This is a genomic window from Chryseobacterium ureilyticum (assembly GCF_900156735.1).
Taxonomy (GTDB): Bacteria; Bacteroidota; Bacteroidia; order Flavobacteriales; family Weeksellaceae; genus Chryseobacterium; species Chryseobacterium ureilyticum.
In genome coordinates, this window is record NZ_FTOL01000017.1 from 1 (window position 1) to 6,338 (window position 6,338).

The window sequence follows — 6,338 nt, forward strand, 5'->3', positions numbered from 1 at the left end:
GCATCTGTAATTTCAAGAGCGCCTGCGCTGGTTCTGCCAAAGCTTATTCTCACGTTTCCAAGGTGATCCTTGTACTGGTAAATATATTGATTTTTCGTGTAATCATAAAATCCTTCTGCAGTTGGGAAAAATTGTAGATCAGGAGTTATTAAATCAAAAACCATCCCACCACCTCCAATAGGAGGATCAATACCGGGCTCTATTGGACCAATAATCAAATCATCAAGATTAAAAGCCTGTCTTTCCAGTGCCAAAGATGTTTCAGAAAGAAATTCTGTATTCCCACCACCAGAACCAGATGTTTCAGTTTTCAAATACTGAATCTGTTGTCCTTTTTGTAGTGGATACTCCTGCAAAGCCGACAATGGAAGTAAGATTCTCTATTGAGGTAACCTCACAATTGGTAGAAACCCAAAAAGTGTCTCTGGATTATCTCGTAGGTTCTACGGATATTCTACTGGATAAAAATATTGTCTCTAAAATATTAGATATACAAAAGCTAAAAGAGAACGATAGACAACATGTCTTCGCTCTCCTGGATGCGTTCTTAAAACAAACGAAGCTGCAAAGCATTATGTAAAACCAAAGCCACTCAAACGAGTGGCTTTGGTATTTTAATGACTACTTATTATTGTTTCTTTTGTCACATCATCTAATTTGTATGATATCTCATTGTTGCCATATCTCCAAAATTCTAACCTATAATCTGTATACAAAGTATCCTTTTTATTTACTATAAATGCATACTCATAATACCTATCATCTGGATTAACATTATTATTTACAGTTTCTATTTCTTCTTTTATCAGTAAAAGTTTCTTCGAGATTTTTTTAGAATTAATTGAAACTGTATATATATTAGGATTCTTATTAAAAAAAGGCTTTAAATTAGAACCAAAAATTTCTCCATCATCATTTTTGGTATTATCATGTTTGTATATAAGAACTTCCTTAGAGGTACAAGATAAAACTATCATTGTAACTAATAATAAAAATATTCTGTTCATTATGGTGTTTTTTTCTTAGTTGATGTTACACTTTCTACGGTATAAGGTATTATACCATAATTTGTTCTTTTATCTTCACCTAATTTAACATTCATTTGATTTGCAACACCTGTAGTATATGCTTCCTCCTTATTTTTAAATGATAAATCTCTTCCATCCGGAGTAATCATTGAACGTCAGATTATCATTATTCTGAACAATACTGGAAGGGTTTTCTTCTTTGATATCTTCCACCGGAACATCTAAAGCTTTAGCCAGCTTCTCCCATTCATCATCATAAATCCTTACATCACCGCTTTCTTTGCGGCTGTAATTGGATACATCCGTGGATATAATCTTGGACATATATTCCTGGGTATAACCCCGCTGTTTTCGTAAACTCTTTAGCTTTTCCATCATGATTTTTTATTCAGTACTATAAATATAAAAAATTCAACCCTTTTATTCTATACCTAAACATTATCCCAAAGATTTATTTATATTGTTCTGTTTTCATATACAAAACAGAACAAGAAAACCACCGCAATTGCGGTGGTTCTATGTTTTTAAGTGAAAGCTGGCTTTTCAGTTGTGTATACTATTTCCAATAAATCACTCCCTCTAAATTCAATATAGAGATATTTATAATTTTTCTTAACTTCTATTCTATTCTTTTTATTATTATAAATGATAATAAGAGATTTAGTGTCTTTAGGCAACTCTAATTCTTTAAATTCTGTCTTCTTCTTAAATACTCCTTCATTAGAATATAAAACATTTCCACGATCTGTTTTAATAAGAATATTCTTAAGAATATCTTTTTCATTATACAGATGTAAAAGTAGTTTTAAATCATTAACATTTATAGATTTATTATCCTTCTCTTCTGGAATAAAAGTATATCTCACTTTATTACTACTGCAACTAAAGGTAAATATTACAATAAATAATAAAAAAAACATTTTACTTAGCTTTTTCATTATAAATTTTAATCTATAAATTCAGGTTTTTCATTTGAGTATACAATTTCTATAAAATCTTCACCTTTAAATTCAAGATATAAATAATTATAATCATGTTTAACTTCAATTTTATTTCTTTTTTTATTATAATTAATAATCATATATCTTGTTCCAATTGGTATTTTTAATTCTAGAAACTTAGATTTATCTCCTAAAATCCCTTTATTTGAATATATTTCTTCTCTTTTCTCGTTGGTAATATTTATATCTTTAGTAATGTCTTTTTCATTATATAAATATAATAATAGAGTCTTGTTCACTTTTATATTCTCAGATTTTTTATCATTAGGAATAAGAGTATATCTTAAATTACTTGTATTACAACTAATTATAGACATGAGAACAATTAATAGAAATAATATTTTACTTATTTTTTTCATTTTTAAATATTAATCTATGAACTCAGGCTTTTTATCTGAATAAACAATTTCTAGAAGATCTTTTCCAACAAATTCAAAATATAAATATCTGTAACTTGTATTAAGCTTTATCCTATTCCTTTTTCCATTATATTTAATAATAATATTTTCAGTATTCTTGGGAAAACTTAATTCTATATATTGAGATTTTTTTTTCAATTCGCCATTATTAGAATAAATTAAAGTTCCATTATCTGTAATTAAAGTAATATCTTTTTTTATCCCTTTTTCATTATATAGATATAATAATATTTCTTCCCCTAAAAATATGGAAGAATTCTTATTTTCAGGAATATATGTATATCTTATTTTATTAATAGATGTACAGCTTAAAACTGAAAGAAAAATAAATATTGGTAAAATGCTAGTTTTTATTTTTTTCATCTGGAATATTTTGAATTATTATTTGTTTCTGCTCTGGTATTGTTTGCTTAGATATTTCCCATTGAGGTTTATACATTAAATTAGACGTCTTTATCTGAGTTCTATCAACCGTGTTATTTTCATCATCTTTATGTTTAAGTCCTAAGGAATGTCCAATTTCATGCGTCGCATACGCTGGAGTCATATTGCCAGATACAACAGCTTCCATATAATTAACTTGACTATTTCTATTCTCTCCAAAAGTATAACCTTTAAGCTCTGAACCATTATCAAGTTCTTTACTTGATTGTTCTGTAGAAATTTGATCTGTAAGTGCAATAGTATAAGAACCTTTATCTGTAAAATTAATATTTCCCACCTCTATTTTATCTCCATTATTCATAGTCCCACCAAATGATTCTTTCATTTGAGAAACAAAATTCGTTTTAAATGCTTCTACACCTTCTGGAGTTAGATTTTGCGATCTATTCACAACGTTGATAGTAGCACTTAATGTGTATGTTTTTGTTCCATTATCATTTAGTGTGGTACTCTTAACCCATTCAAGTCCTTCTAATTCTCGACCATCTATAACTCTATTTTCAGCAAAATTATAATGAGATTGGTAAGCATATTTTTCAGAAAGTGGATCTATATTAAAAAACCTTCCCACATCCGGCATGTAATTTCTCCACTTAAATGAGTAAAAACCTGTCTCTTGCAACTCTTGTCCTTGGTACTTGTAATTCTTATAATTCCCCTGTCCAAAGAAAGCATTTCCGGTTTTTAAGTGGTTCATTCCAAATGGATAATAATCATTAGCATCTGTAAATTCAAGAGCGCCTGTGCTGGTTCTGCCAAAGCTTATTCTCACGTTTCCAAGGTGATCCTTGTACTGGTAAATATATTGATTTTTCGTGTAATCATAAAATCCTTCTGCAGTTGGGAAAAATTGCAAATCAGGAGTTATTAAATCAAAAACTATCCCACCTCCTCCAATAGGAGGATCAATACCAGGCTCTATTGGATCAATAATCAAATCATCAAGATTAAAAGCCTGTGTTTCCAGTGCCAGAGACGTTTCAGAAAGAAATTCTGTATTCCCACCACCAGAACTAGATGTTTCAGTTTTCAGATACTGAATCTGTTGTCCTTTTTGTAGTGGATACTCCTGCAAAGCCGACAATGGAAGTAAGATGCTCTATTGAGGCAACCTCACAATTGGTAGAAACCCAAGAAGCGTCTCTGGATTATCTCGTAGGATCTTATAAAATACCAAAGCCACTCTTTTGAGTGGCTTTGGTATTTTATTCATTAAACTTAAATACATCAATTTGTTTCATGTCTTTAAGTTCATTATTAAATTGAGCTTTTACAATAACTTCTATTACATCCGGTGATAAATCTTTTAGTTTTAAAGGGGTTTTGGGACTGGCTACCAAATGATAATTAGAATCTAAAAAATTATTTAAAACAGTTTTATCAAAAGCATAAATTCCTTTTTTAGCCATATTTATAAAATCTGATAAATACGTTTCGTTTACATTGGATAATATAGTCTTTAACTCCGGATTAATAATAACATCGGACATTTCAGGTAGATTTCTAAAATAAGAAGACAATATTCCATTTTTCTCTCCTAGTTCCGCTATTGTTTCAGGAAGTTTACCTCCTGCTGATGCAACAAAAGCAATTTCATTATTGCCTGTAAAAAACCAGTCTATATCTAAGCAGCTTTGTTGTTCTATTTCTGTATACATATATTATTTTCCAAAAGTTGTTTTGCAATTTTCACACATTGGTATGATCTGACCAGTTATTGGTCTAATAGCTTCAGTAAAATTAACTCGGGAAGGACTTGCTAAAGGATTATCCAACAACAATTTATTTCCTGCTTGAAATTCTGCACAACACTCTACAACATTACCAGCAGGAGTCCTTGTTCCTATTCAGCCTAATTCACTAATCACTTCTTCCAACTGTGGGTCTATGATTACTGGAGGAACTCCACTTATTGCTATAATACTTTGTCCGTTTAACTCAGCACCAACTATTGTTGCAGGAGCTCTGCCGTTTGCTGAAAGTTCTCCTACTGTTGTGCTAACTTCAGAAGTTAATTTACTTATTGTATTCGGTCGGTTACAGTCAGACATTTACCAATAATATTATCGGCAAAATAAAGGTCATTAACGCCGGCTTCTTTACAAATACTAGTTTCCTTATCAAACTGATAACAATTAATATCAGCCGAATTTATAGGGGCAATTTTTATTCCTCCAATAACTGGTGCATTTTTATTTATAGAATGAATAATAAAATCATATGATGAACCAGGTTTTAATACTTTATTACAGCTATTATTACTAACTTTTTTTGATACTATTTTATATAGTTCTTTATCTTTTTTTGCATAAATAAGATAGAAATTATTTAATGAATCAATCTTGTAAACTCTATATTGTTTGAACGAATTATCAATTGAAATATCTTTTGATTTACAAGAAAAAATCAAAAGTGCAAAACAGATAATCTCCATGGTTATAATCGTATTTTTCATCTACGGTATTGTTAAAATTGTTGTTCCATTCGTTGTTGTATAATCTACTTTAACAGCATTGGATGGGAAACCATTCGGTGTATTAGCAGGCTGTAAAACATTTCCTTGTATATCCAAAATTGTTTGATTAATAAGACCTGACTGTGGCGTTGCTAAGAGGTGAGCTTGCTGATAAACTGAACCTGCCTGACTTGATCTTGGTGAGGACATTCCTGAAGCCTGCGAAATCAATGCCCCTTGATATGCCTCAGTAACTTCATGCAACATATCTGCGCCTGGTTTGCCGTATGCAGTACTCAGTGTACCTAACACAGTAGGGTTTACAAGTTGATCGGCGGTAACCGTATTACCTGAAGGATTTGTTTTTACAGTATTACCCATAAATGTACCACCAACCATAAGTTCGTTTTGGGGTGTAAGATACGTATTCTGCGCATTAACATTAACTGTAACCGAATGATCATCAATAGCATTAACTAATTGTTGTGCATCAGTATTCAAAGTACCATTCCCTGCTGATGTGTAAGTAACCTTACCTGCCTGATCCATAGATAAGGTTAGTTGACCTTGAACAGATTTTTGTAATTCCGTAAAAGCTGTCTGTTGCTCAGCTCCAGTGATCACAACATCAGTTACATTACGTCCATCTGGATCAATCCAACGGATAGGATTATTTACAGCATAATTATAAGGTGACCATTTTCTGTATTTCTCAGCCAGAGGATCGATTACACCCCATCTTCCCAAGTCCGGCATATACAGCCTCGCTCCATAATCATACATACCACTCTCCTGTAGCTCTTTCCCATTATACTTATAGTTCTTATAATTCCCCTGTCCAAAGAAAGCATTACCGGTTTTTAGGTGGTTCATTCCAAATGGATAATAATCATTGGCATCCGTAATTTCAAGAGCGCCTGCGATGGTTCTGCCAAAGCTTATTCTTACCGAACTCCGTTTGCAGCTTTCATAAAAAGTTCTCTTTTATTCA

At 31.3% G+C, this 6,338-nt stretch carries 13 protein-coding genes; 1 reads left to right on the forward strand and 12 read right to left on the reverse strand.

Annotated elements, in window-relative coordinates:
* On the reverse strand, positions 1–314 hold a 314-nt coding region (locus BW983_RS23480; RefSeq protein WP_139329352.1), incomplete at its 3' end, for a hypothetical protein.
* Between BW983_RS23480 and BW983_RS23485 the strand changes: the two genes are divergently transcribed.
* Entirely contained in the window at positions 299–580 is a 282-nt protein-coding gene (locus BW983_RS23485; RefSeq protein ID WP_139329353.1) for an XRE family transcriptional regulator, read from the forward strand. The genes BW983_RS23480 and BW983_RS23485 overlap by 16 nt on opposite strands.
* Before the next feature lie 34 nt (positions 581–614).
* Here the strand turns inward: BW983_RS23485 and BW983_RS23490 are convergent, their stop codons facing one another.
* The 11 genes from BW983_RS23490 to BW983_RS23535 form a co-directional block, all read right to left on the reverse strand.
* Positions 615–1,007 carry a hypothetical protein gene (locus BW983_RS23490; RefSeq protein ID WP_139329354.1) on the reverse strand — a complete coding sequence of 131 codons (393 nt, stop codon included), beginning with the start codon at positions 1,005–1,007 and terminating at the stop codon, positions 615–617.
* Positions 1,007–1,177 (reverse strand): hypothetical protein, encoded by a 171-nt coding sequence (locus BW983_RS24225; RefSeq protein WP_167370024.1) that lies wholly within the window; start codon positions 1,175–1,177, stop codon positions 1,007–1,009. Before BW983_RS24225 ends, BW983_RS23490 begins: the two co-directional genes overlap by 1 nt.
* Positions 1,143–1,406 carry a helix-turn-helix transcriptional regulator gene (locus BW983_RS23495; protein ID WP_076554281.1) on the reverse strand — a complete coding sequence of 88 codons (264 nt, stop codon included), beginning with the start codon at positions 1,404–1,406 and terminating at the stop codon, positions 1,143–1,145. Before BW983_RS23495 ends, BW983_RS24225 begins: the two co-directional genes overlap by 35 nt.
* A 146-nt stretch (positions 1,407–1,552) precedes the next feature.
* Positions 1,553–1,966 (reverse strand): hypothetical protein, encoded by a 414-nt coding sequence (locus BW983_RS23500; RefSeq protein WP_076554283.1) that lies wholly within the window; start codon positions 1,964–1,966, stop codon positions 1,553–1,555.
* A gap of 8 nt (positions 1,967–1,974) precedes the next feature.
* Positions 1,975–2,388: a hypothetical protein gene (locus BW983_RS23505; protein ID WP_139329355.1), complete on the reverse strand. Its 414-nt coding sequence runs from the start codon at positions 2,386–2,388 to the stop codon at positions 1,975–1,977.
* A gap of 9 nt (positions 2,389–2,397) precedes the next feature.
* Positions 2,398–2,811 (reverse strand): hypothetical protein, encoded by a 414-nt coding sequence (locus BW983_RS23510; protein ID WP_076554287.1) that lies wholly within the window; start codon positions 2,809–2,811, stop codon positions 2,398–2,400.
* Entirely contained in the window at positions 2,792–3,967 is a 1,176-nt protein-coding gene (locus tag BW983_RS23515; protein WP_139329356.1) for an RHS repeat-associated core domain-containing protein, read from the reverse strand. Before BW983_RS23515 ends, BW983_RS23510 begins: the two co-directional genes overlap by 20 nt.
* 130 nt (positions 3,968–4,097) lie before the next feature.
* Positions 4,098–4,550, reverse strand: a complete 453-nt coding sequence (locus tag BW983_RS23520; RefSeq protein ID WP_076554291.1) for a hypothetical protein — start codon at positions 4,548–4,550, stop codon at positions 4,098–4,100.
* 189 nt (positions 4,551–4,739) lie between these two features.
* Entirely contained in the window at positions 4,740–4,943 is a 204-nt protein-coding gene (locus BW983_RS23525; RefSeq protein ID WP_076554293.1) for a hypothetical protein, read from the reverse strand.
* On the reverse strand, positions 4,913–5,347 hold the full coding sequence (locus BW983_RS23530) for a hypothetical protein (RefSeq protein ID WP_076554295.1): 435 nt from the start codon (positions 5,345–5,347) through the stop codon (positions 4,913–4,915). Before BW983_RS23530 ends, BW983_RS23525 begins: the two co-directional genes overlap by 31 nt.
* Entirely contained in the window at positions 5,348–6,289 is a 942-nt protein-coding gene (locus BW983_RS23535; RefSeq protein WP_317048127.1) for an RHS repeat-associated core domain-containing protein, read from the reverse strand.
* Positions 6,290–6,338 lie beyond the last annotated feature (49 nt).